The sequence below is a fragment of the Bradyrhizobium elkanii USDA 76 genome (genome assembly GCF_023278185.1).
GTDB classification, from domain to species: domain Bacteria; phylum Pseudomonadota; class Alphaproteobacteria; order Rhizobiales; family Xanthobacteraceae; genus Bradyrhizobium; species Bradyrhizobium elkanii.
Genome location: NZ_CP066356.1, coordinates 6841992 through 6865122, shown reverse-complemented (window position 1 = coordinate 6865122; position 23131 = coordinate 6841992). Strand labels below are relative to the sequence as shown.

General features: G+C 65.8%; 20 protein-coding genes. 9 read left to right on the top strand and 11 right to left on the bottom strand.

Annotated features, from left to right (window positions below; translation table 11 throughout):
* Positions 1 to 3: 3 nt before the first annotated feature.
* Both glgA and glgC read right to left on the bottom strand, forming a co-directional pair.
* On the bottom strand, positions 4 to 1458 hold the full coding sequence (gene glgA / locus JEY66_RS32920) for a glycogen synthase GlgA (RefSeq protein ID WP_016846272.1): 1455 nt from the start codon (positions 1456 to 1458) through the stop codon (positions 4 to 6).
* Complete coding sequence (gene glgC / locus JEY66_RS32915) at positions 1455 to 2717, bottom strand: glucose-1-phosphate adenylyltransferase (protein WP_026192423.1); 1263 nt, start codon at positions 2715 to 2717, stop codon at positions 1455 to 1457. Before glgC ends, glgA begins: the two co-directional genes overlap by 4 nt.
* Before the next feature lie 255 nt (positions 2718 to 2972).
* On the opposite strand from glgC, the gene JEY66_RS32910 reads away from it, so the two are divergent.
* Positions 2973 to 4205 (top strand): rhodanese-like domain-containing protein, encoded by a 1233-nt coding sequence (locus JEY66_RS32910; protein ID WP_016846270.1) that lies wholly within the window; start codon positions 2973 to 2975, stop codon positions 4203 to 4205.
* Between the two features lie 131 nt (positions 4206 to 4336).
* Here the strand turns inward: JEY66_RS32910 and JEY66_RS32905 are convergent, their stop codons facing one another.
* The gene (locus JEY66_RS32905) at positions 4337 to 5341 is read right to left on the bottom strand and encodes an NHL repeat-containing protein (RefSeq protein ID WP_016846269.1); all 1005 of its coding nucleotides are present in this window, start codon (positions 5339 to 5341) and stop codon (positions 4337 to 4339) included.
* A 192-nt stretch (positions 5342 to 5533) separates the two neighbouring features.
* Here JEY66_RS32905 and JEY66_RS32900 point away from each other — a divergent pair, with 192 nt between their 5' ends.
* A complete protein-coding gene (locus tag JEY66_RS32900) occupies positions 5534 to 5686 on the top strand; it encodes a hypothetical protein (RefSeq protein ID WP_157183437.1) in 153 nt (50 codons plus the stop codon).
* Between the two features lie 62 nt (positions 5687 to 5748).
* Here JEY66_RS32900 and JEY66_RS32895 read toward each other — a convergent pair whose 3' ends face one another.
* Positions 5749 to 7047 (bottom strand): serine hydrolase domain-containing protein, encoded by a 1299-nt coding sequence (locus JEY66_RS32895; protein WP_080586190.1) that lies wholly within the window; start codon positions 7045 to 7047, stop codon positions 5749 to 5751.
* A 107-nt stretch (positions 7048 to 7154) separates the two neighbouring features.
* Positions 7155 to 8531 (bottom strand): aminotransferase-like domain-containing protein, encoded by a 1377-nt coding sequence (locus JEY66_RS32890; protein ID WP_016846265.1) that lies wholly within the window; start codon positions 8529 to 8531, stop codon positions 7155 to 7157.
* A gap of 95 nt (positions 8532 to 8626) precedes the next feature.
* On the opposite strand from JEY66_RS32890, the gene JEY66_RS32885 reads away from it, so the two are divergent.
* Positions 8627 to 9040 carry a DUF983 domain-containing protein gene (locus JEY66_RS32885; protein WP_038376264.1) on the top strand — a complete coding sequence of 138 codons (414 nt, stop codon included), beginning with the start codon at positions 8627 to 8629 and terminating at the stop codon, positions 9038 to 9040.
* A gap of 105 nt (positions 9041 to 9145) precedes the next feature.
* Here JEY66_RS32885 and JEY66_RS32880 read toward each other — a convergent pair whose 3' ends face one another.
* Positions 9146 to 10345, bottom strand: coding sequence for a multidrug effflux MFS transporter (locus tag JEY66_RS32880; protein ID WP_016846263.1), 1200 nt, complete (start codon positions 10343 to 10345; stop codon positions 9146 to 9148).
* A gap of 331 nt (positions 10346 to 10676) precedes the next feature.
* Here JEY66_RS32880 and JEY66_RS32875 point away from each other — a divergent pair, with 331 nt between their 5' ends.
* Positions 10677 to 12011 carry an MFS transporter gene (locus tag JEY66_RS32875; RefSeq protein WP_016846262.1) on the top strand — a complete coding sequence of 445 codons (1335 nt, stop codon included), beginning with the start codon at positions 10677 to 10679 and terminating at the stop codon, positions 12009 to 12011.
* Positions 12012 to 12113: 102 nt separating this feature from the next.
* Here JEY66_RS32875 and JEY66_RS32870 read toward each other — a convergent pair whose 3' ends face one another.
* From JEY66_RS32870 to JEY66_RS32850, 5 genes are all read right to left on the bottom strand, one after another.
* Complete coding sequence (locus tag JEY66_RS32870; protein ID WP_038376262.1) at positions 12114 to 13064, bottom strand: YiiG family protein; 951 nt, start codon at positions 13062 to 13064, stop codon at positions 12114 to 12116.
* A 178-nt stretch (positions 13065 to 13242) separates the two neighbouring features.
* Entirely contained in the window at positions 13243 to 13878 is a 636-nt protein-coding gene (locus JEY66_RS32865) for an aspartate/glutamate racemase family protein (RefSeq protein ID WP_018270326.1), read from the bottom strand.
* Between the two features lie 161 nt (positions 13879 to 14039).
* Positions 14040 to 15050 carry an amino acid ABC transporter substrate-binding protein gene (locus tag JEY66_RS32860; RefSeq protein ID WP_026192426.1) on the bottom strand — a complete coding sequence of 337 codons (1011 nt, stop codon included), beginning with the start codon at positions 15048 to 15050 and terminating at the stop codon, positions 14040 to 14042.
* An 88-nt stretch (positions 15051 to 15138) separates the two neighbouring features.
* Positions 15139 to 16494 (bottom strand): aspartate aminotransferase family protein, encoded by a 1356-nt coding sequence (locus JEY66_RS32855; RefSeq protein ID WP_018270328.1) that lies wholly within the window; start codon positions 16492 to 16494, stop codon positions 15139 to 15141.
* A 5-nt stretch (positions 16495 to 16499) separates the two neighbouring features.
* Positions 16500 to 17375, bottom strand: coding sequence for a MurR/RpiR family transcriptional regulator (locus JEY66_RS32850; RefSeq protein WP_018270329.1), 876 nt, complete (start codon positions 17373 to 17375; stop codon positions 16500 to 16502).
* Between the two features lie 154 nt (positions 17376 to 17529).
* On the opposite strand from JEY66_RS32850, the gene JEY66_RS32845 reads away from it, so the two are divergent.
* The 5 genes from JEY66_RS32845 (at position 17530) to JEY66_RS32825 (ending at position 23121) form a co-directional block, all read left to right on the top strand.
* The gene (locus JEY66_RS32845) at positions 17530 to 18717 is read left to right on the top strand and encodes an amino acid ABC transporter permease (RefSeq protein WP_018270330.1); all 1188 of its coding nucleotides are present in this window, start codon (positions 17530 to 17532) and stop codon (positions 18715 to 18717) included.
* 1 nt (position 18718) lies between these two features.
* Positions 18719 to 19840 (top strand): amino acid ABC transporter permease, encoded by a 1122-nt coding sequence (locus tag JEY66_RS32840; RefSeq protein WP_016843332.1) that lies wholly within the window; start codon positions 18719 to 18721, stop codon positions 19838 to 19840.
* A gap of 198 nt (positions 19841 to 20038) precedes the next feature.
* A complete protein-coding gene (locus JEY66_RS32835) occupies positions 20039 to 20683 on the top strand; it encodes a hypothetical protein (protein ID WP_240537004.1) in 645 nt (214 codons plus the stop codon).
* A gap of 180 nt (positions 20684 to 20863) precedes the next feature.
* Positions 20864 to 21658 carry a FadR/GntR family transcriptional regulator gene (locus JEY66_RS32830; protein WP_018270331.1) on the top strand — a complete coding sequence of 265 codons (795 nt, stop codon included), beginning with the start codon at positions 20864 to 20866 and terminating at the stop codon, positions 21656 to 21658.
* 44 nt (positions 21659 to 21702) lie between these two features.
* Positions 21703 to 23121: an amidase family protein gene (locus tag JEY66_RS32825; RefSeq protein WP_026192427.1), complete on the top strand. Its 1419-nt coding sequence runs from the start codon at positions 21703 to 21705 to the stop codon at positions 23119 to 23121.
* Positions 23122 to 23131: the final 10 nt, after the last annotated feature.

Sequence of the window (23131 nt, the reverse complement as noted above, 5' to 3'; positions counted from 1 at the left end):
GGCTTAGCGCCGCGTCGTCGCGAGCTCGCGATAGAGCGCGGCGTAGCGGCCGGCGCGATTGTGCCAGGAGACATCGGTGGCCATGCCGGCCTGTTGCAGCCGGCGCCAGGTCACCTTGTCGTTGAACAGCAGGTTCGCCTTGCGCAAGCCGTGGGCGAGCGCATCGGAAGTCACGGGTGCGAACTTGACGCCGGTCGGCGCATCGCCGGTGATCGCGACTTCGTCGAAGTCGAGCACGGTGTCGGCAAGGCCACCGACATTGGCGACAACAGGAACCGCGCCGTAGCGCAGCGCGCACAGCTGGGTGAGGCCGCACGGCTCGAAGCGCGACGGCACCGCGAGCGCGTCGGCGCCGGCCTGGATCAGATGCGCCAGCGCCTCGTCGTAGCCGATCACGACCGCGATCCGTCCGGGATTGTCGTGCGCCAGCGCGGCGTAGCGATCCTGCAGGTCGCGGTCGCCGCTGCCGAGCAGCGCAAGCTGAATGCCTTCGCCGAGCAGCGTCGGGATGTTCTCCAGCAGCAGGTCGAGGCCCTTCTGCCATGACAGCCGGCTGATGACGCCGAGCAGCATCGCATCCGGCGCGGGATCAAGCCTGAAGCGCCGCTGCAGCGCCGCCTTGTTCACCGCGCGCTCCGCCGGCTGCGCGGCGCTGAAGCGCGCCGCGATGTCGGGATCGGTGGCCGGATTCCACACTGATATGTCGATGCCGTTGAGGATGCCGCTCAGCACGTCGGCGCGTTCGCGCAACAGGCCGCCGAGCCCCATGCCGCCCTCGTCGCTTTGAATCTCCCGCGCATAGGTCGGCGACACCGTGGTGATGCGGTCGGCGAATTGCAGGCCGGCCTTCAACAGGCTGATGGTGCCGTAATATTCGACGCCTTGCAGCGCGTAGGATTCGCCCGGCAGGCCGAACGCGGCAAGCATGTCCGGCGAGAACTGTCCTTGATAGGCGAGGTTGTGCACGGTCATCACCGTGCCCGGCCGCGGTTGCCCGGCGTAATGCAGGAGGGCCGGTGCGAGGCCCGCCTGCCAGTCATGCGCATGTACGATGTCGGGGACGAAGGAAGTGATCGCGCCCTGGCCGATCTCCGCCGCCATCCGCGACAGCGCGGCAAAGCGGATGCCGTTGTCCGGCCAGTCGCGTCCGTCGGGACCGACATAGGGATTGCCGGGGCGCGCATAGAGATGCGGCGCGTCGAGCGCGAACAGATCGAGGCCGTCACGCGCGCCGCCGAGCACGCGGATCGGCCCGCCGTAGAATTCCGGCCAGTGCAGCAGCGTCTCCGCCGAAGCCAGCGCCTTGAGCACGTCGGGATAGCCGGGCACCAGCGTTCGCGTCGTGACGCCATGCCGCTGCAGCGCCGCCGGCAGCGCGCCGACCACGTCGGCGAGGCCGCCGGTCTTGACGATCGGGTAGACTTCCGAAGCGACCGCGAGGACGCGCAGTTGCGTCATGTCTCGAGCCTGTCGATCATCGCCTGCGTGATCAGCGTAATCCCGTTCTCGGTGGTGCGGAAGCGCTTGCCGTCGAATGCGGGATCCTCGCCGACGACGAGCCCTTCCGGAATCCGCACGCCGCGATCGATCACGACGTTTCTGAGCCGCGCGCCGCGGCCGACATTCACATAGGGCATGATCACCGCATTCTCGACATTGGCGTAGGAATTGACGTGGACGCCGGTGAACAGCAGCGAGCGTCGCAGCGACGCGCCCGAGATGATGCAGGCGCCCGAGACCAGCGAGGTGACCGCCTGGCCGCGGCGGCCTTCCTCATCGTGGACGAACTTGGCTGGCGGTGTGATCTCGGCATAGGTCCAGATCGGCCACGAGCGATCGTAGAGGTCGAGCTCGGGCACCACGTCGGTGAGATCGATGTTGGCGCCCCAATAGGCGTCGACGGTGCCGGCATCGCGCCAGTAGGCGCGCGGATCGTCGCCGGAGCGGACGCAGGAATCGTTGAACTGATGCGCGATCGCGCGGCCGTGCTTGACGATATAGGGGATGATGTCCTTGCCGAAATCGTGCGCCGAGTTCGGGTCGGCGGCATCGCGGCGCAATTCGTCGAACAGGAATTCCGAATTGAAGACATAGATACCCATGCTGGCCAGCGACTTGTCGGGCTTGCCGGGCATCGGCGGCGGATCGGCCGGCTTCTCCAGGAACGACTGGATCAGGCCGGTCTCGTCGATATGCATGATGCCGAAGCCAGAGGATTCCGCGCGCGGCATCTCGAGGCAGCCGACCGTGACGTCGGCGCCGCTTTCGACATGCTGCTTCAGCATGATCTCGTAGTCCATCTTGTAGACATGGTCGCCGGCCAGCACCAGAATGTACTTGGTGCCGTGCGCCTCGATGATGTCGATGTTCTGATACACCGCATCCGCCGTGCCGACATACCACATCGTCTCGGAGACGCGCTGGCTTGCGGGCAGGATATCGAAACTCTCGTTCCGCTCAGGGCGGAAGAAGTTCCAGCCGCCCTGCAGATGCCGGATCAGGCTGTGCGCCTTGTACTGGGTCGCCACCGCGATGCGACGGATGCCGGAGTTCACCGCATTGGAGAGCGCGAAATCGATGATGCGGGACTTGCCGCCGAAATACACCGCCGGCTTGGCGCGCCTGTCGGTGAGCTCCTGAAGTCTGCTGCCGCGTCCGCCGGCCAGCACGAAAGCGAGGGCGTGACGCGACAATGGTTCATTTCCGACTGATCTCATGGTCATCCTCCCAGAACTTCAGGCTGGCCCCGCTGCCTTCTCTTGTCCGGAAGGCCTGATCGGGCGCCAACGGAGCCGATGGAACGTAGCAAGCGCGCCCCGGTTGGGCAAAGCGGGATGACAGACTTTCGTTCCCGCAACCCCTTCCCGTGAAGATCGGGGTTGCGGGCGAGTTAAGGCTATGACGGCGCGCGATTTCGGCCTAGAGCAGGCTGCGCATGTCCCGCCCAAGGCCAGCATAAAGGCCAGCATCTCATGACAGTTTCTTCCATCACGCCCCAGAACATCCGTGCAACGCTTCTACTGCGCCAGGAGATCGCGCTGCTTGACGTCAGGCACGAGGCGGAATTCGCCACCGGCCATCCGCTGTTTGCCGCCAACATGGCGGCGGACCGGATCGCGTTCGAAGCCGAACTGCGCTTGCCGCGCAAGGACGTGCCGATCGTGCTCTATGACAATGGCGAGGGCCTGGTCGCTGCCGCGGCTGCCGAGTTGCGCACCCTGGGCTACAGCAACGTCGCGGCGCTTGCCGGCGGCTTGCAGGGCTGGAAGGCGGCCGGCTACGAGGCGTTCGAGGACGTCAATTCCTACGCCAAGGCCTTTGGCGAGCTGGTCGAGTCGCGCAGGCACACGCCGTCACTCAGCGCCGATGAGGTCGCCGCGCTGATCTCGGACAAGGCCAACATTGCGATCCTCGACGTCCGCCGCTTCGACGAATATGCCACCATGAACATCCCGGGCTCGGTCAGCGTGCCCGGCGCCGAGCTGGTGCTGCGCGCCGGCGGCGCGGCGCCGGATCCCGACACCACCATCATCGTCAACTGCGCCGGCCGCACCCGCTCGATCATCGGCACGCAGTCGCTGATCAATGCCGGACTGCCCAACAAGGTGCGGGCGCTGCGCAACGGCACGATCGGCTGGACGCTGGCGAAGCACGATCTCGAGCACGGCGCCGGCAAGCGCGGCGGCATCGGGCCGTTCGAAGGCGCGGCCGACAATGCCCGCGACGTCGCCTATCGCGCCGGCGTCCGTCACATCGGCGCCGCTGAACTCGCCGCGCTGGAAAAGGACACGCATCGTACGCTGTATCGCTTCGACGTCCGCGACGTCGAGGAATATGCCGCCGGTCATCTCGCCGGCTTCCGCCATTATGCCGGCGGCCAGCTGGTGCAGGAAATCGACATGGCCGCGCCCGTGCGCGGCGCGCGCATCGTGCTGACCGACGACAAGAACATCCGCGCCGACATGACGGCGTCCTGGCTCGCGCAGATGGGCTGGGAGGTCTACGTGCTCGACGGCGGCTACGGCGGCCCGCTCGAAGTCGGGCCGCCGCGCGTCGTGCCGCGGCCCGATCCCGCGCACCGCTACCGGCGGCCCTATGAAGGCACCGGTGTCGCGGAAAAGGCCATGCAGGCCTATCTCGATTGGGAGTACGGCCTCGTCGACCAGCTTCGCCGCGACGGCACGCACGGGTTTTACGTGATCTAGCGCATGAAGGGGCGTGGCGCAGGAGGTTTCCGCATCCGTCATGCCCGGGCTTGGCCCGGGCATCCACGTCTTGTCTTCTGCAAGAGAAGCATGGATGGCCGGGGCGAGCCCGGCCATGACGAGTCACGCGTTTACTTCGGCAACGTGATCGGCGTCAGCTTGAACGGGCCGGGATCCTTGCCCTTGTTGTCGCCGATCACGTAGGACAGCTTGCCTTCGGCGACCCAGCCGACATCGCCGACCTGCGTCACCGAGACCGGTTCGGCGAGGCCATCCTTGATGGTGTCGATGGTGGCCTCGCTGCCCTTCACCGTGATCTTGTCGAGCTTGCCGTTGCCCTCAATCAGCAGGAAGCCGCCGCCATGGGCCCGCAGCGCGTCGGCGTGGTCGAGCGGCTGCGACGGCTTCAGCTCGGTCACGGCGCCGGCCTTGCCGTCCTTCATCTCGATCCTGAACAGCTTGGCCGGGATGAAGGTCGTGACGTAAAGATTGCCATCGGCGCCGATCGCGATGCCGTCGAGCCCGACGCCGTCCTTGGCGGGCGCCAGCTGCGGATCGGTTGCGAACGTCGCCAGCGCCGTGCCGCCCGGCTTCAGGCTGTAGACGAACGGCGCGAAGGAATCGCTCACATAGGCGGTGCCGTCGGCACCGACCACGATGTCGTTGCAGAACGATTTCGGATCGCTCAAGGCAAAGCTGCCCTTCGGCGCGCCGCTCTTGAGATCGAAGGTTTTCAGCCAGGCGCCCTTGGTGTCGCTCGGCCCGGCGACGCCCATCGCGCTGATGTCGTTGGAACAGACATAGAGCGTGCCGCTCTTCTCGTCGGCGAGCACGCCGAGCGTCGAGCGGCTGTCGGCGGCGCCCGGCTTGACCAGTTGCTCGGCCTTGCCGCCCGAGATCTTGGTCACGCCGCCATGGTTGAAGCTGCCGACATAAAGCGTCCCGTCGGAGGTCGAGGTCACGCTCTCCGGAAAACTCTTGTCGGGAACGCCGACCGGAGCCGTTTCGGCGCGCGCCGCGCCGGCTATGCCAAGCGCAAGGACGATGGCCGAGGCGCTGGGTAGCGATGCGCGGCGGATCTTGAGCAGTTCTCCCGTTGCGCGCGGACGTCCCGCGTCGCCATTGTTCTTTATCATGATCGCGTTTCCTCAATGAACCTGGTTGGACCAGGCAGGATTTTCTTGGCGATCGTCTCCGGTCGATGGTTGTTGTCTGCAGGGTTCCCGACCGGATTGTTCACCCGCCTGCCTTGTCGTCTCGATATATACGATAGTATATAGCGTGAGGGAAGCAGCAGAGAGCAAGCTGCGACGGCTGGAGAGCGCGTCATGGAACGGAAATTGGCGTCGCGCCACCAATGCGTGTGCTGCGGTGGCATGATCGAGGAGATCGTCGACGATGAGGCGATCGGCCTCGATGTACGGATCGGCCTGTTACGGATGAGTGCGGGTTCGTCTGCAACGAATGCACCGCAAGCCTGATCGCGGCTGCAGCACGGCGCAGGCAGGAAACGGGTCGCGGCAATAGACGAGGGTGACGGAACTCAGTCCGGGCTGAAGGCGTCGTAGACCAGCTTGCGGAACGCGGGCGTGATGCGCTGGCGCTCGTTCTGGGTCTGCTCGAGCATGATGTAGATCATGTCGAGCTTCGGATCGACGCCGAAATAGGTGCCGCTGCCGCTGTCCCACTTCAACTCGCCGATCGAGCCCGGCGGCGGCGGTTTGACGATGCCGGGATCGGTGCGCACGGCAATGCCATAGCCATAACCAAAGCCGTCGCCGGGGAAGTACCAGTAGTCGCGGCCGACGCCGGAGCCCGGCCCGATATGATCCGTCGTCATGGTCTTGAACGCGGCCGGGCTCAGATAGCGCTTGCCGTCGAGCTCGCCGCCATTGAGCAGCATCTGCGCGAAGCGTGCATAGTCGAGGATGGTCGAGACCAGGCCGCCGCCGCCGGATTCCCACTCCGGATGCGCGCGCCGGTCGTTCTCTCCTTCGATCAGGATCGTGTCCGAGGGCAGCGGCTCCGCCAGCCGTGTCCGTTCGGTCTCGGCGCCGAGCACGTATCCGGTGTCGTTCATCCCCAGGGGATCGAAGATGCGTTGCTTCTCGAACTGATAGAGCGTCTTGCCCGAGACGATCTCGATCACCCGGCCGAGCACGTCGGTGGAATGACCGTAACGCCACAGCGTGCCGGGCTGCCGCGACAGCGGCAGCTTGGCCAGCCGCGCCACGAATTCCTTGTTGTCGAACTTCCCGTCGAACAGGTGGCCTGCGCGGTAGATCTTCTGGATCCAGTCGGCGCCGATATATTCGTAGGTGATGCCCGAGGTGTGCCGCATGATATCTTCAATGGTCACTGGCCGGATCGGCGGCACCAGCTCCACCTTGGCCGGATCGTTTCCACCATCCGGTTCGATGGCGACCTTCACGTCGGCGAAGGCCGGGATGTATTTCGACAGCGGATCCTGCGGCGACAATTTGCCCTCGTCGACCAGCATCATCGCGGCGGTGTTGGTGATCGGCTTGGTCATCGAATGCAGCGCGAACATCGTGTCCGGCCGCATCGGCGATTTGGTCGTGACGTCGCGATATCCGAAGGTCTTCAGATAGACCGGCTTGCCGTGCTGCTGGATCAGGATGACCGCGCCCGGAATTTTTCCTGTCGCAACCTCGTTGTCAAAAAATGAGGTGATGCGTTCGAGTTTTTCCGGCACCGGGGCAGGGGCATCGGAGGCGCGCGCCGCGCCTGATATGACAACTGCAAGACAACCGATCGCGGTCACTGCCCCGCGAAGCGTCAGCACAGCACGATGGACTGCCCGATCATATCCGCATGACATTGAAAAGCCTGCCCCTGCCTGATGCTCTGAGCGCAGAGTTTTAACGGCGTGCGCCCCCGCGCACCATAATCATTTTGGAGCGAGTTTATTCCCGGCGATCGCCGGAATTATACGATTTGGGTGGCGCCGACCGGCGTGCGCACCGCATTCGACAGCACCTGCAGCGCCTGGCTCAGTTCGGCGCGGTTGCGCGCGGCGCCCAGCGACACGCGCAGGCCGCGCGGCGCGGCTTCGCCCGCCGCAAAGGCGTCTTCGCCGACCACGGCGAGGCCGTTGCGCATCAGATGCGACAACAGGTCGGTGCCGTCGAAATGCTTCGGCAACGGCATCCAGAGATGGTGGCTCGCCGGCCGCGCCGCATAAGTGACGCCCTTGAGGAAGCGGGCCGCAAGCTGCTGGCGCGCCGCCGCCTCGTTGCGGATGGCGCGGATGATATCGGCGGCGACGCCGGAGCGCATCCATTGTGTGACCAGCGCGACCATCAGCGATGGCGGCATCTGCATGGTGGCCTGCAGGCCGGCGCGCATGCGCTGCTCGGCGCTCGCATCGGGCGCCAGGAGATAGGCGACGCGAAGGGCCGGCGCGATGCATTTTGCGATGCTCGCGGCGTAGTAGGTGCGCTCCGGAATCAGGGTTGCGATCGGCGCCATTTGCGGTTCGAGCGGCCCGTAGACGTCGTCCTCGATCAGGACGCAGCCGCGCTTGCTGATGATACCGGCGATCGCCTTGCGTCTGATCGCGCTCATCGTCGCCGTGGTCGGGTTTTGCTGTGTCGGCACCAGATAGACCGCCTTCGGCTTGTGCTTGCGGCAGGCCTCGTCGAGCGCGTCGGGCCGCGCGCCCTCGGCGTCCATCGCAACCCCGACCAGGCGGACGTCGAGCCGCGCCGCCGCGGCCTTGATGCCGGGAAACGTCAACGCCTCCGTCACCACGACATCGCCGGGCGATGTCAGCGCCAGCAGCGCGTTGAAGATGATCGCCTGCGAACCCGGATAGATCACGATGCGGTCGGCCGAGGCCTGCGGCACGCGCGGCGCGAGCCACGCAGCGCCGGCCTCGCGCTCCTCAGTGGTACCGCCGGGACGCGCATAGCCGAGATAGGCGGAGAACCCGGCCTCGGAGCGGATGGTCGCAAGTCCCTGCGCGATGCGCAGGTCGAGATTGGCCTCGACCGGCTGCGGCGGCAGGTTCATCGACAGGTCGATGTTGACGGGCGCAGCCAGGTCGGAGGCGGCGCGCGCGGTGGTCTCCGAGACGAATGTACCCTGGCCGACACGGGCGTCGAGCAGTCCGCGCCGCCGCGCCTCGCCATAGGCCCGCGTCACCGTGGTCAGGTCGATGTCGAGCGCCGAGGCCAGCGCGCGGTGGGTCGGCAGCCGCTGGCCGCGCACCAGCCGGCCGCTCGCGATGTCGGCGGCCAGCGCATCGACGATGCGCAGGAACATCGGGCCGTGCCATTCCGAAACTGTCGGGATCCAATCCATGCAATTTGGCGATTTGTCTTTGATTGTAGGTGTTCAATTGCATATTGTATGGATCATCAGATCAGGTCAAGGACAACGGCCGAAGGAAAGCGACGATGACCGAGACGGTTTCCCTGTCAAAGGCGATGTGGCGCGGCTTCACCATGAAGTGCCCGAACTGCGGGCGCGGCCATCTGTTCGGCCGCTTCCTCAAGGTCGCCGATCACTGTGAAGCGTGCGGTGAGGACTTCACCCCGCAGCGCGCCGACGATTTCCCGGCCTATCTCGTGATCGTCGTGGTCGGTCACGTCGTGGTGCCGGCGCTGCTCTGGCTCGAAATGAACTACGCGCCGCCGGCCTGGCTGCAACTCGCGATCTGGCTGCCGGTGACGTTGTTCAGTGCGCTCGCGCTGCTGCAGCCGACCAAGGGCGCGATCGTCGGCCTGCAGTGGCAGCTCGGGATGGAGGGATTTGCGGCGACGCGGCGTGCAGTGGCGCAGGCGCGGGTCGGACGGACACGCGAAGCCTGACGCGATCTCAGAATCGTAGCCCGGATCGAGCGAAGCGTAATCCGGGACCCTGTCGCCCGCATAACGAACCCCGGATTACGCTTCGCTTCATCCGGGCTACGAAGATCAAATCGGATGGTGATGGGGCCGGAACATCCGGCCTTTCTCGGTCACCAGCACCACGGCGAGCGCGGCCAGCGTGCAGAGGAAGAAGCCGGTCGCGAACGGCAGCAGGGTGCCGTCGTAATCCTGGCCGATCGTGGTGCCGACGCCGATCCCGAGCAACGTGGTGATCGTGCCATACAGCGATGAGGCGGTGCCAGCGATCTTGCCCTGCGGCTCCATCGCGAGCGCGGTGAAATTCGCCATCATCAGCCCGAACGCGAACATCATCAGGCCCGACAGCACCATGAACAGCGGCAGCGACAGCGTGTCGGTCTTCACCGCTATGAACAGCGCGCCGGCGACGACGGCAAAGCCGGTCAGCGCGGCGTGCGAGATCACCCGCATGCCGATGCGGCCGACGATGCGCGAATTGAGGAAGCCGGCGATCGCGACGCCGACCGCGCAGGCCGCGAAGGCGACCGGGAAGTAATGCCCGAGCTTGAAGATCTCGGTGAAGATCTGCTGCGAGGAGAACACGAAGGCAAACAGCGAGCCCTGCACGCCGCCGGCGGCGAGCGCATAGCCGAGCGTCTGGCGATTGGTGACGGTCTGGCGGAACGCGGACAAGACCTCCGGGATCGCCAGCGACTTGCGCAGCTCCCTGGGCAGCGTCTCCGGCATCCGCATCGCACTCCAGGCCAGCGCGATCACGCCATAAATCATCAGCAGCACGAAGATGCCGCGCCAATGCGTCAGCAGCATCACCGCCTGGCCGAATGACGGCGCGATCACCGGCACCGCGATGAACACCATCATCGCAAGCGACATCACGCTCGCCATCCGGCGTCCGGCGTAGCAGTCGCGCACGATCGAGGTCGCGATCACGCGGGTCGCCGCGGTGCCGAGGCCCTGCAGCGCGCGCGCCAGCAGCAGCGTCTCGAACGAGGGCGCCATGATCGCGAGCAGGCCGGCGATGGTGTAGACGGTCATGCCGCCGAGCAGCACCGGGCGGCGGCCGAAGCGGTCCGACAGCGGGCCCATCACGAACTGGCCGACGCCGAAGCCGACCAGGAAGATCGACAGCACCATCTGCGGGCGGTTGGCGTCGGCGATCTGGAACGCGGAGCGGATGTTCGGCAGCGCCGGCAGCATCATGTCCATCGCCAGCGGGTTCAGCGCCATGATCGAGGCGATGACGACGACGAATTCGGGAAAGCCCATCGGGCGGTGGCCTGAGGAAACCCAGGCATCAGCATTAATATCAGACACTTAGCAACCTCTTGGGAATCCTTGCATCGTAGCGAGCTTGCTGCGATGCACAATCGGCGTTTCGGGATAGCTGCCCGCCGATCGCGGTCGAGGTAGCGGGGTCGGGAACCGGGCCAAAAGTCACAATTCGGTCGAATATCGTTGCGGTTGCAACTATTTTTCTCGTGCGGCGCGGAAACCTCTGCTAATCCCGGGCTCAGCATCCGAGCGGGGCGGGCGCATCGCCGCCGACCACGTCCGCGCGGCCAAGAACAGATTCAAGAACGGGTTTTGGGGAGGCGACATGTCCATCGAACTGTCCGCGCGCTCGCGCGGCGCTGAACTGTCGGATGAGGAGCGCAAGGTCCTCACCGCAACGCTCGTCGGCACCACCATCGAGTGGTACGACTTCTTCGTCTACGCCCAGGCGGCGGGCCTGGTGTTCGGCGCGCTGTTCTTCGCACCGATGAACGCGAACAATCCGCTGCTGGCGCAGATCGTGTCGTTCGCGACGCTCGGCCTGTCATTCCTGTTCCGCCCGTTAGGAGCCATCGTCTGCGGCCATCTCGGCGACCGCTTCGGGCGCAAGAACATGCTCGTCGTCACGCTGCTGTTGATGGGGGCGGCGACCGCGCTGGTCGGCCTGCTGCCGACCTACGCGCAGATCGGCGCCTGGGCGCCGGCGCTCCTCATTCTCCTGCGCATCCTGCAAGGCTTCTCGGCCGGCGGCGAGTGGGGCGGTGCGGCGCTGATGTCGGTGGAATCGGCGCCCGTCGACAAGCGCAGCTTCTTCGGCTCGTTCCCGCAGATCGGCACGCCGCTCGGCATGATCCTGGCGACCGGCGTGCTGTGGGTGCTGACCGCGACGTTCGGCAAGCAGGCGATGATCGAGTGGGGCTGGCGGATTCCGTTCCTGCTGTCGATCGTGCTGATCGTCGTCGGCATCGTGATCCGACGCACCGTCGAGGAATCGCCGGTGTTCCAGGCGATGCAGCGTCGGCACAAGGAGTCTTCAGCGCCGCTCCGGGACCTGATGCGCAATCACAGCAAGGAGATTTTGCGCACCGCGCTGATCTTCATGGCCAACAATGCGGCCGGCTACATCCTGATCGCGTTCATCATCAGCTACGGCGCCAACACGCTGAAGATGCCGTCCGAGCAGCTGCTGCTGATCGGCACGCTCGCGGCCGTGAGCTGGTTCATCTTCACGCTGCTCGGCGGCATCCTCGGCGACAAAATAGGCCGCGTGCGCTGCTTCCAGATCGGCTACTCCCTGATGGTGCTGTGGGCGGTGCCGATGTGGTTCTTGATCGACAGCAAGAACCCCTTGCTGTTCTTAGCCAGCGCCGTCGGGCTCACTATTGCGCTCGGCCTGTCCTACGGCCCGCAGGCGGCGCTCTATGCCGAGCTGTTTCCGGCCAAGGTGCGCTATTCCGGCGTCTCGATCGGCTATGCGCTCGGCGCCATTTTCGGCGGCGCCTTCGCGCCGATGATCGCGCAGTGGATCATCGGCACCTACGGTCAGTCCTGGCGCGTCGGCGTCTACATCGCGGTGTTGTCGCTGATCTCGCTGATCACGGTGTCGACGATCAGGGATCCGCAAGGCGTCGATCTGAACGTGCACGACGCAGGAGCGTAGGCGCGGCACGGCGGATGAGCCGCAAGGCGTCATCCGCCGCGGTTCCTGTGTCGCGGTGGATTACGCTTCCGCTGGCAGCACCGCACTGTCGGGCCCGGTCATTCAGATGCGGGCGCCGCGGTTGTAGCTGTCGACGAGTTGATTGTAGTCGCGCATCAACCGTGCCGGCGATCCTTCCACCATCCAGCCGGCTCCGGCGTTGCTCAGCATCATCTTCTCGCCGGAGCTGTAAGGCACCTTGTCGCGAACGCGGCGCATGAGCTGCTTTGCCGTGGTGAGGAATGATTTGGCGCTGCCGATGAACATTGAGCCGAGCTTGGCGTCGCCGTCCTTGCCCGAGGCCTCGTCCATTGCCTTCACCGCGGCCTCATACTCGTTGAGCGCCTGGGTTATCTCGTTGAGGTCGGGCTTGTCGGCCTGCTGCGCGCGAAGCACGCGTTTGGCCTGGATCATCAGGGCCTCGACATAGTAGTGCGACTTGCGGCCTTCGCTGGCCTCGATCGCGGCCAGGTGCTCGGCGGCGCGCTTGTCATTGATGGCCTCGACGCCGGCGCGCAGCGCCTTGTCGGCGCCGGCAAACGCATCCCAGGCCGCGACCAGGCGCGGATGCAGCGCCTTGCCCTTGGCCATCTTGTCGTCCTTGTAATTTTCCTGGGTGTAGTAGTCGTCCGCCTCCTTCAACAGCGGCTCAAGCGTGGTGACGGCCGCAACATACGCGTTCGCGGCGGCTTCAAGCTCGGCGTCGTGCGGGTCCGCTGCATTGGCAGCCGCGACGCTCGTCTTGCAGTCGGACGTGTCGTAGATCGTGTAGGTTCCGTAGATGATCCGCTCCTTGCCGGTGGGACCATTCTTGGCGGCCCAGGAAAAGTAGCGTTCGCGGGATTCATACAAGCGCGCCGAGAGGCGGTTGATGCACCCGACATAGGCGTTCAGCTTGTGCGTCAGTTGCGCGGAGGAGGCGCTCGCCGACGACGCAGGCGGGGCCTGTTGGGCGGCGGCAGGTGCGAGGAAAGCAACGATGGCGGCCATCGCAAGGAAAGGGGTATTTCGCATCGGGAGTTGCCCTCGTCTCGGCCGGAAGTCGGCCGCCTCAGCCTGGAAAGCTTATGTGACGGCAGAAGGTGACGTCACACGAGCCTCCGCCGAGGCCGCGCGGCACACTATCGATAGACGTGTTTGTCGGCTACGGGCCAAAAGCCACTACCGCCGAACCCGGCGATCATGGACGCGCCTAGCTGATCCCCAGCATCGCCTTCAGCTTCTTGACCGCGCTGTCGGGTGTCGTCAGCACCTCGCGGCCAGTGACTTCGGCGACGCGCTCGGCGGCCGGGGCCATGCTGTACTGCGCGAGCGCGATCAGGTCGCAGTCGCGCAAGTCCCTGGCTGCCTCGACCACGATGCGGTCATGCTCGGCGCGGTCGCCGCGATCGAGCGCGGCCAGCGCCCCCTCGGCAAGTTTCGGCACCAACGTGACCTGCGACGGGAATTCCGGCGGCATCGACACCAGCGTCGGCGGAAAGGTCGAGAGCAGGCCGATCCGCTGGCCCTTCGCCACCGCCTGTTCGATCATCGCCTCGTTCGGCTTCAGCACCGGCATCGGCGCGTGCTCGCGCGCCACCGCCTCGATGCACGGCCCGAACGCCGAGCAGGTGAACAGAATGCCATTGGCGCCGGTGCCGACAGCATAGCGGCCCATGGTGAGGAAGCGCTCGGTCATGCGGTCGGTCAGCTTGCCGTCGTGCGCGAGATCGGCCGACAGGCTGTCGTCGAGCAGGTTCATCAGCCGTGCGTCCGGCCAATGTCGTGCGAACGATGCTTCAATCGGCACGATCGAGTGCTTCAAGGCGTGAATGAGGGTGATGCGCATGGATGTTTCGTGCTCTCCCTCTCCCCGCTTTTCGCGGGGAGAGGGTCGGGGTGAGGGGCTCTATTGTCGTAACAGGTGAGAGGAGGGTATGCGGAGACTCCCCCTACCCGGATTGCTTCGCAATCCGACCGCTCCCCGCAGGCGGGGCGAGGTGACTTCGGTTACTTGAACGGAATCGCGTACATCAACCCACCCTTGCTCCAGGTGGCGTTGAGGCCGCGCTCGAGCTTCAGCGGACTTGCCTTGCCGACATTGCGCTCGAAGATCTCGCCGTAATTGCCGCCGGCCTTGATCGCGGCGACCAGCCATTTGTTGTCGAGGCCGAGGCGCGAACCGAGATCGCCCGACGCGCCGAGCAGGCGCTGGATCGCCGGGACCTGCGACTTCGCCATCTCGTCGGTATTGGCCTGGGTGACGCCGAGCTCTTCGGCCTCGATCAGGCCGTAATGCAGCCAGGTGATGATGTCGCTCCACACTTCATCGCCGTTGCGGGTGAACGGGCCGAGCGGCTCCTTGCTGATGGTCTGCGGCAGCACGACATAATCATCCGCCTTTGGGGCTGCGGTCGCGACCGCGCCGGCGAGCGCGGAAGCATCCTGGGTCATGGCATCGCAGCGGCCGCCGAAGAAGGTCTGGTACATGGTGTCGACGCGGTCGAACACCAGCGGCTTCCAGTCGATGCCGTTGGCGCGGCCGTAGTCGCCGAGCGTCACTTCATGCGTGGTGCCCTGGGCGACGCACACCGTGGCGCCCTTGAGGTCCTTCAGCTCCTTGACGCCGAGGTCCTTCTTCACGACAAAGCCCTGACCGTCGTAGAAATTGACCGGTCCCTGCCGCAGCCCAAGCGTGGTGCCGCGCAGAAAGGTCTGCGTCGAGTTGCGGTAGAGCACGTCGATCTCGCCCGACTGCAGCGCGGTGAAGCGGTTCTGCGCGGTCAGCGCGACGTAGCGCACCTTGGCGGGATCGCCGAGCACGCCGGCGGCAAGCGCGCGGCAATAGTCGACGTCGAGGCCCTTGAAGTTGCCTTGCGAGTCCGGCGCCGAGAAACCGGCAAAGCCGGTCGAGACGCCGCACACCAGCGTGCCGCGCTGCTTGACGGTGTCGAGCGTCGCCGCGCTTGCGCCCGCAATGCCTGCGGCGAGAACGGTTAGAGTAATGATACCCCTCAGCATGTTTTCCTCCTCCTCCTCATGTTTGAACATGATCCCTGCGCAAAACGCTTCGCGTCTGTCGCGGGAAACCGGTGCCTACTTTTCCGGATCATGCTCCGTGACCAACATCCTTCAGCGCGCTGTCGACCGCAGCGCCTAGTCTTTCGACGATCATGTCGATGTCGCCCGATGTCGCGATATAGGGCGGGGCGAGCAGCACGTGATCGCCGCGCTGGCCGTCGGCGGTGCCGCCCGACGGATAGCAGCCGAGCCCGCCGGCGAAGGCCGCGGACTTGATCCGCTGATGCAGCTTCAGCCTGGGATCGAATGGCTGCCGCGTGGCACGGTCGGCGACCAGCTCGATACCCCAAAACAGGCCGCGGCCCCTGATGTCGCCGACATGGCGGTGATTGCCGAACCGTTCGGTCAGCCGCTGCTCGAGCTGACGGCCGCGCTCCTTGACCTGGTCGAGCAGCTTCTCCTCGCTGATCACCTTCTGCACCTCGAGCGCGGCAGCGCAGGCGAGCGGATGCGCGAGATAAGTGTGGCCGTGCTGGAACGCGCCGGAGCCATTGCGCACCGTGTCGACGATCGTGCCGCTGGCCAGCATCGCGCCGATCGGCTGATAGCCGCCGCCGAGGCCCTTGGCGACCGCCTGGATGTCGGGCGAGATGCCTTCCTGCTCCCAGGCGTGCAGCGTGCCGGTGCGGCCCATGCCGCACATCACCTCGTCGAGGATCAGGAGCGCGCCGTGGCGGTTGCAGATCTCGCGCACCGCCTTGAAGTAACCCTCCGGCGCAGGCACGCAGCCGGCGGTGGCGCCGACCACGGGCTCGGCGATGAACGCCGCGACCGTATCGGGGCCGAGCCGCTGGAATTCGGCCTCGAGCTCGGCGGCAAGGCGCGCCACGAACGCCGCCTCCGATTCATCGTCGCGCTTCTCGTGATAGGCGAAGGCTGGCGTGACATGGCTGAACGAGGGCGACAGCAACGGCGCGTAGGGCGCGCGGCGCCAGGCATTGCCGCCGGCCGACAGCGCGCCGAGCGTGTTGCCGTGATAGCTCTGGCGGCGTGCGATGAAGCGCGCGCGCTTCGGCTCGCCGCGCTCGATGAAATATTGTCGCGCCAGCTTGATCGACGCCTCGATCGCCTCCGACCCGCCGCTGACGAAATAGACATAGCCGAGGCCGCCGGGCTCGTGGCCGACCAGCCGCTCGGCGAGCTCTTCCGCAGGCTCGGAGGAGAAGAAGCCGGTATGCGCATAGGCGATCTTCGAGGCCTGCTTGCCGATCGCGGCAAGGATCCGCGGATGCTGATGGCCGAGGCACGACACCGCGGCGCCACCGGAGGAGTCCAGAATGCGGTGGCCATCCTCCGCGATCAGCCAGACGCCGTCGCCGCCAACCGCCTTCGGCGGGGTCTCGCGCAGGCTGCGATGCATCACGCGGCTCTTGTTGGCGGCCATGACACTCATCCTTTCTCGACAAAATATTGCGACATCTCGGCAAGCCGGCCCTCGGTCTCCTCCAGCTTGCGCTTTGCCCCGGCGCCGCCCAGCGTGAAGGCGACGGCGGCAAGCGACTGCGCCACCGCGATCGCGCCGGTGAGGCTCGGGAAGAAGCCGGGGGAAGAGGCGGCCTCGAACAGCAGCAGATGATCGGCGCCCTCGGCCATCGGCGCGCTGATGGTGTCGGCGATCGCGATCAGCGCAGCACGCGCCTGATGCGCGGCGCGCGCCGTCTCGACGCTGACCAGAGTGTAGGGCGCAAAGCCGATCACGACCACGGCGTCGCCCGAGCGGAAGGCGCCGTGGTCGAGATCGAACGGGCCGGAGCCGCCGACCAATTGCACGGCATCGGGGCGGAACAGGCGAAGCTGATAGGTCAAGAGTTCCGCGACGCTGCGGCAGCTGCGAAACCCCGATATCCAGATCCGGTCAGCCGAGTGCAGCGCACGCGCGGCTTCCGCGATCGCGCTCGCTGAAATCCGCGCAAGGCCCGCGGCCTCGGCCTCCAATTTGTCGTGCACCAGTTTGACATCGGCATTCGGCCCGGCGCGGCGGCTCCTGGCGCGGCCGGAGAACGGCGAGCCCTGTGCCGGCCGGCGCGCCTCGGTGAGCGCGGCGCGCAATTCGTCCCAGCCGGAATAGCCGAGTGCCTTGGCAAGACGGGTGAATGAGGCAGGATCGGCGCCGGCGACGGAGGCGAGCTCGCGCATCGAGCGGGTGGTGGCGTCATAGTCATTGGCGGCGACGAACCGGCCGACCTCCTGCAAGCGCATCGGCAGCGACGGCAGTGCGCTGCACAATTCGTTGAGGGGCGATGGTTTCGGCTGGGCCTGGGCCATGAAACATATGTTGCACAAATATTGATTTGGTGCAACATATGACGCGCGCAGGATTTGAGGCTGACGCGTTTTCTTCACGCCAACCGGTGTCGGCTTCGCTCGAAAACGCTCTTGCGCATGGCAGAAGATCGCTTCTCACTGGGGTCCTTGTGCTGTGACGACATCGACGCCGAAACGCCCTCCCGCCCGGCCCTGGCGGCTTTCGCTCAGCGATCCCCGCGTCGCGGGCCTGTTCTGGCAGATACTGGTGGTCGCCATCGCGGTCGCCGTCGTCGCCTGGCTGTGGTCGAACGCGGTCCATAACCTCTCGGTGCGGCGCATCTCGACCGGCTTTGCCTTCCTCGGCCGTGAAGCCGGCATGCCGATCGCCGACAGCTGGATCGACTACACGCCGAAGAACACTTATCTGCGCGCCTTCATCGTCGGCGTCGTCAACACGCTGCGCGTCGCGGTCATCGGCATCGTGCTGGCGACCGTGATCGGCACGCTGGTCGGCATCGCGCGGCTGTCGTCGAACTGGCTGCTGGCACGGCTCGCCGCCGTCTATGTCGAGGTGCTGCGCGACCTGCCGCTGCTGCTGCAGCTGTTGTTCTGGTACGTGCTGATGCAGGGTCTGCCGGCCGCGCGCCAGGCCTGGAAGCCGGTCGACGGAGTCTATCTGTCCAACCGCGGCCTGGTGCTGCCGTCGGTGCCGCTGCATGAGGCCAATGGCTGGACGCTCGTTGCGCTGGTCGTCGGCGTGATCGTCTTCATCATCGTCAGGCGCCGCCTGATCGCGCAGCAGATGCTCGATGGCAAGGCGCGGCCGGCCTGGCCCTACGCGCTCGGCCTCATCATCGCGCTGCCGGCGCTGGTGTCGTGGCTTCTGGGTGCGAGCTGGAGTGTCATGCTGCCCGAACTGCGCGGATTCAATTTCGTCGGCGGGCTGACCCTGGCGCCGGAATACTTCGCGCTGCTGATCGCGCTCGTCACGTATACGTCGGCGTTCATCGCCGAGATCGTGCGCAGCGGCATCCAGGCGGTGCCGCGCGGCCAGTCGGACGCTGCCAAGGCGCTCGGACTGAAGCGCAGCTTCGTGCTGCAGCACATCGTGCTGCCGCAGGCGCTGCGCGTCATCATCCCGCCGATGACCAGCCAGTATCTGAACCTGACCAAGAATTCCTCGCTCGCGGTCGCGGTCGGCTACCAGGACATCGTCTCGATCGCCAACACCACGCTGAACCAGACCGGGCAGGCGATCGAGTCGATCGCGCTGATCATGATGGTGTTCCTCACCATCAGCCTCGGCATCAGCCTGTTCATGAACTGGTACAATGCGCGGATCGCGCTGGTGGAGCGCTGACATGAGCTCGGTCGCACATCTCCCGCAGGATCCGCTGCCGATCGGCCGGCGCCGCGCGCAGCGCACGCTCGGCGGCCAGATCGTGGCCTGGCTGCGCGCCAACCTGTTCGCGTCCGTGACGTCGAGCATCATGACGCTGCTGCTGCTGTTCGTGCTCGCCAAGGCCTGCATCGGCCTCTGGCAATGGGGCATCGCCAACGCGATTTGGATCGTCTCAGGCAACGACACCAGCGCCTGCCGCGCGCTGCGCGGCGTCGGCGCCTGCTGGGCGGTGATCCCCGAGAAGTACCGCTTCATCCTGTTCGGCACCTATCCGTTCAGCGAACAGTGGCGGCCGGCGCTCGCGGTCGTGATCTTTATCGCGCTGTTCGTGGTGTCGAGCCGCCGCAGCTTCTGGCGCAAGGAGCTGTTCCTGCTGTGGGCCGCTTCCTTGATCGCGATCGGATGCCTGATGTGGGGCGGCTTTCTCGGCATGTCCTTTGTCACGCAGGACCGCTGGGGCGGGCTGCCGGTGACGCTGATCCTCGCGACCTTCGGATTGGCGTTTGGCTTCCCGCTCGGAATTTTGGTGGCGCTCGGCCGCCGCTCGAAATTGCCGGCGATCCGCTCGCTCTGCGTGCTCTATGTCGAACTGATCCGCGGCGTGCCGCTGATCAGCCTGTTGTTCATGGCGAGCGTCATGTTCCCGCTGTTCATGCCGGACGGCGTCAACATCGACAAATTGCTGCGCGCCCAGATCGCCTTCATCCTCTATGCCGGCGCCTATCTTGCGGAAGTGGTGCGCGGCGGTCTGCAGGCGGTGCCGCGCGGACAATATGAGGCCGCCGACGCGCTCGGGCTGTCCTACTGGGAGAAGAACGCGCTGATCGTGCTGCCGCAGGCGATCCGCCACGTCATCCCGCCGCTGGTCAACACCTTCATCGCCTTCTTCAAGGACACCAGCCTGGTGCTGATCATCGGCATCTTCGATCTCTTGACCACCGCCAAGACCGCGATCGTCGATCCGGCCTGGCAGGCCTTCAGCGTCGAGGTCTATGTGTTCGTCGGCGTGATCTACTTCGTGTTCTGCTTTGCGATGTCGCGCTACAGCCGCGGCCTCGAGGCGCAGCGCGCGCACGGCTGAGCGATCCGGATTCTCCGTCGCTTGCCGTCACATGCCGCACCTCAGTGCCGGCCTGTTCGCATCCGTCGCCGTCTGCTTTGATTTTTGGAGCGGCCTGCTCTGGCCTTAACGATGCGGCAACCAAGACTTCGCCGATGGTTGGCGCAAAGGCGCGGCTGGCACAGAGTGCACTAGGCGATGTTCCACCCGTAACTTATCTTGAACGCCATTGGATTCGCGAGCGCGCGCGATGACAGAATCATTGTTCGCGTGGGCATCGTTCGAGCTGCCGTTGATTTGTTGATTTGGTGTGTGCCTGACAGGGCTTTACTTTTTGATTTTTGCCGTACGCCAATGGCCGAAGACAACGCCGTCGATCCGGAAAGCACCCGAAGCCAGGTCCACGATGCCCTGCAAGGGTTTTCGACCGATGAGCTTCGCCAACTCCTGGCTGAGATCGAGCAGCTCCTGAGTGTTGAAGCCAAGCCTCGCCGACCGAGACTGCGACTGGCCGGAGGCACATACGTGAACGAGTATACCGCGCGCGCAAACATCGACCACTACCTGGATCTGCTGAAGCGCCCGGACGTTCCAACCAACACGAGATCGATGCTCAACAAGCGGCTGCTCGAGGAAGAAGACAAGCTTGGCCGGCGACGCGAGCAACTGGAGTTTGCCGAGAGCAGGGCCGCGACGTGCCGGGATCGTGCAGATCGTCAACGGCGTTTGTCGGATTCGTTTGCACCCGGTTCGGCTGACCGGGAGCAGGCCGAAAGGCTGCTGGTCAATTTCGAGGCGCTTGCTCAGTTCGTCGAAGGGTTTTGTCGCCAGATGCGCCACACCGTGAACCATAGTCCGCTTTAAGCGAGACGCCGCCTCGGCTCCGCAGACTCCTCTCATCACCATCTCCCCGCATCCGGTCGGTCCTTTGACCGCGTAGGCGCTTCGCCCCCGGTCGCATGGCGGGTTCGGCATCGTGAGGTCCGGAGAAGGGCCGCTTCAACCGGCTTGCAAAGTGATCGCGATCCTATTTATGATCATAAAATGGATAAATCGGCTCTCCCGTCCCTCGACCCTTCGCGCCGCGCCTCGATCAAGCGCAAGCGCTCGGACGCCGTCGCCGACCTGATCCGCAGCCACATCTTCCAGGCCGGCTTGCAGCCGAGCGACCGGCTGCCGCAGGAGGGGGAGCTGATCGAGATGTTCGGCTGCAGCCGCTCCACCATCCGCGAGGCGCTCAAATCGCTGGAAGTGCAGGGGCTGGTGCAGAACACCACCGGCCCCGGCGGCGGCGCGCGGGTGGCGCCGGTGTCGATCAACCGGATCGTCGGCCTGCTCAGCAACTATTTCTATTTCCAGTCGACCAGCACCGCGCAGATCTACCAGATCCGCCGGCTGATCGAGCCGGAGCTCGCCTTCAGCGTGGTCGGCCACCTCACGGCAGCGCATTTCGCCGCACTGGAAAAGGCGATCGCGGTCCAGGAGCATCATCCCGACGGCGATGCCGATTGGGAACATCATCGCCACGCCGAGATCGATTTCCACGACATCCTGATCGAGGCCTGTCCCAACCCGCTGCTCGGCCTGATGTGCCGGTTCGTCAACGAGGCGATCCGTCATCTGATCGGCAAGCTCGGCGTCCAGGAATTCGCATCCAGCTTCACCTGCGAGAACATCGAGTTTCACAAGCGTCTGCTGGCTGCGTTCCGCTCCGGCAATGCCGCGCGCGCCCGGCGCGTGATGCTCGATCATGTGCTGAGCGCCGAAGCGGTGGTCGTTCCCGCGGAAGACCGGCGCATCGATCTGCCCGTGTTTCACCAGCCGTTGCGGCTCGATTGAACCGCATCGGCCGACTGCTGCATCACGCCCTGGAGAAAACGACAATGGACACGCGGCGCGAGAATGAGTTGTGGAGCTGGTCGGCCGTCGATCTGGCGCGTGCGATCGCGACGCGCGCGATTTCCAGCCGGGAAGCCGTGCAATCCAGTCTCGATCGCATCGCCGAGGTCAATCCGGCATTGAACGCCATTGTCGCTGTGCTCGCCGACGAAGCGCTGGCCGCCGCGGACGCGGCGGACGTCGCGGTGAAATCAGGCGCGGAACTCGGCGTGCTGCATGGCGTCCCCGTCACCATCAAGGTCAATGTCGACCAGCGCGGCTGCGCCACCACCAACGGCGTCGTCGCGTTCCGCGACGTGATCGCCACCGAGGACAGCCCGGTGGTCGCGAATCTTCGCAAGGCGGGCGCCGTCATTGTCGGCCGCACCAACACGCCGGCCTTCTCGCACCGCTGGTTCACCAACAACGATCTGCACGGCGCGACCTACAATCCGTGGAGCCGTCGGCTGACGCCGGGCGGCTCCAGCGGTGGCGCCGCATCGGCCGTTGCCTCCGGCATGGGCGCGATCGCGCACGGCAATGATTTCGGCGGCTCGATCCGCTATCCGGCTTACGCCTGCGGCGTCGCCGGCCTGCGTCCGACGCCGGGGCGGATCCCCGCGTTCAATCCGTCGGCAACCAGCGACCGTCCGATCACCGCGCAGATGATGTCGGTGCAGGGGCCGCTTGCCCGCTCGGTCGCCGACTTGCGCATCGGCCTTGCCGCCATGGCCCAGGCGGACGCGCGCGACGGCACATGGCTGCCGGTGCCCCTGCAAGGCGCGCCGCTCAAGCGTCCGATCGGCGTCGCGATCGCGCCCGCGCCGTTCGGCGACGAGGCGGGCGAGGTGAGCGCGGCGGTGCGCGCCGCCGGGCGCTGGCTCGCGGAGGCCGGCTTTGCCGTGGAGGAGACCGTGCCGCCGCGGCTCGCGGAGGCCGCCGATCTCTGGCATCGCCTCGTCATCAATGAGGAGCGGCGCGTGCTGGCGCCGATGATCCGCAAGTTCGGCGACGATCGGAGCCGCTACAACCTCGAGTGCCATATCGCCTACGCGCCCGAGCTCGACGGCGATCAGGTGCTCGCCTGTTTCGAGCAGCGGCTGGCGATGGTGCGGGCCTGGCAGCTGTTCCAGGAGCGCTGTCCCGTCATCATCCTGCCGGTCTCGGCGCAACTGCCGTTCCGTTTCGATCAGGATCAGGAAGACGCGAACGTCGTGCGCGCGCTGCTCGATGCGCAGCGGCCGCTGCTGGCGGTGCCCGCGCTCGGCTTTCCGTCGGTCGTCGTGCCGACCGGGACCGCCGGCGGCGCGCCGGTCGGCGTGCAGGTGATCGCCGGCCGCTTCCGGGAAGACGTCTGTCTCGCAGCGGCCGAGCTGATCGAGGCGCGTGCATCAAGGCTGACGCCGATCGACCCGCGAGATTGAACCAACAACA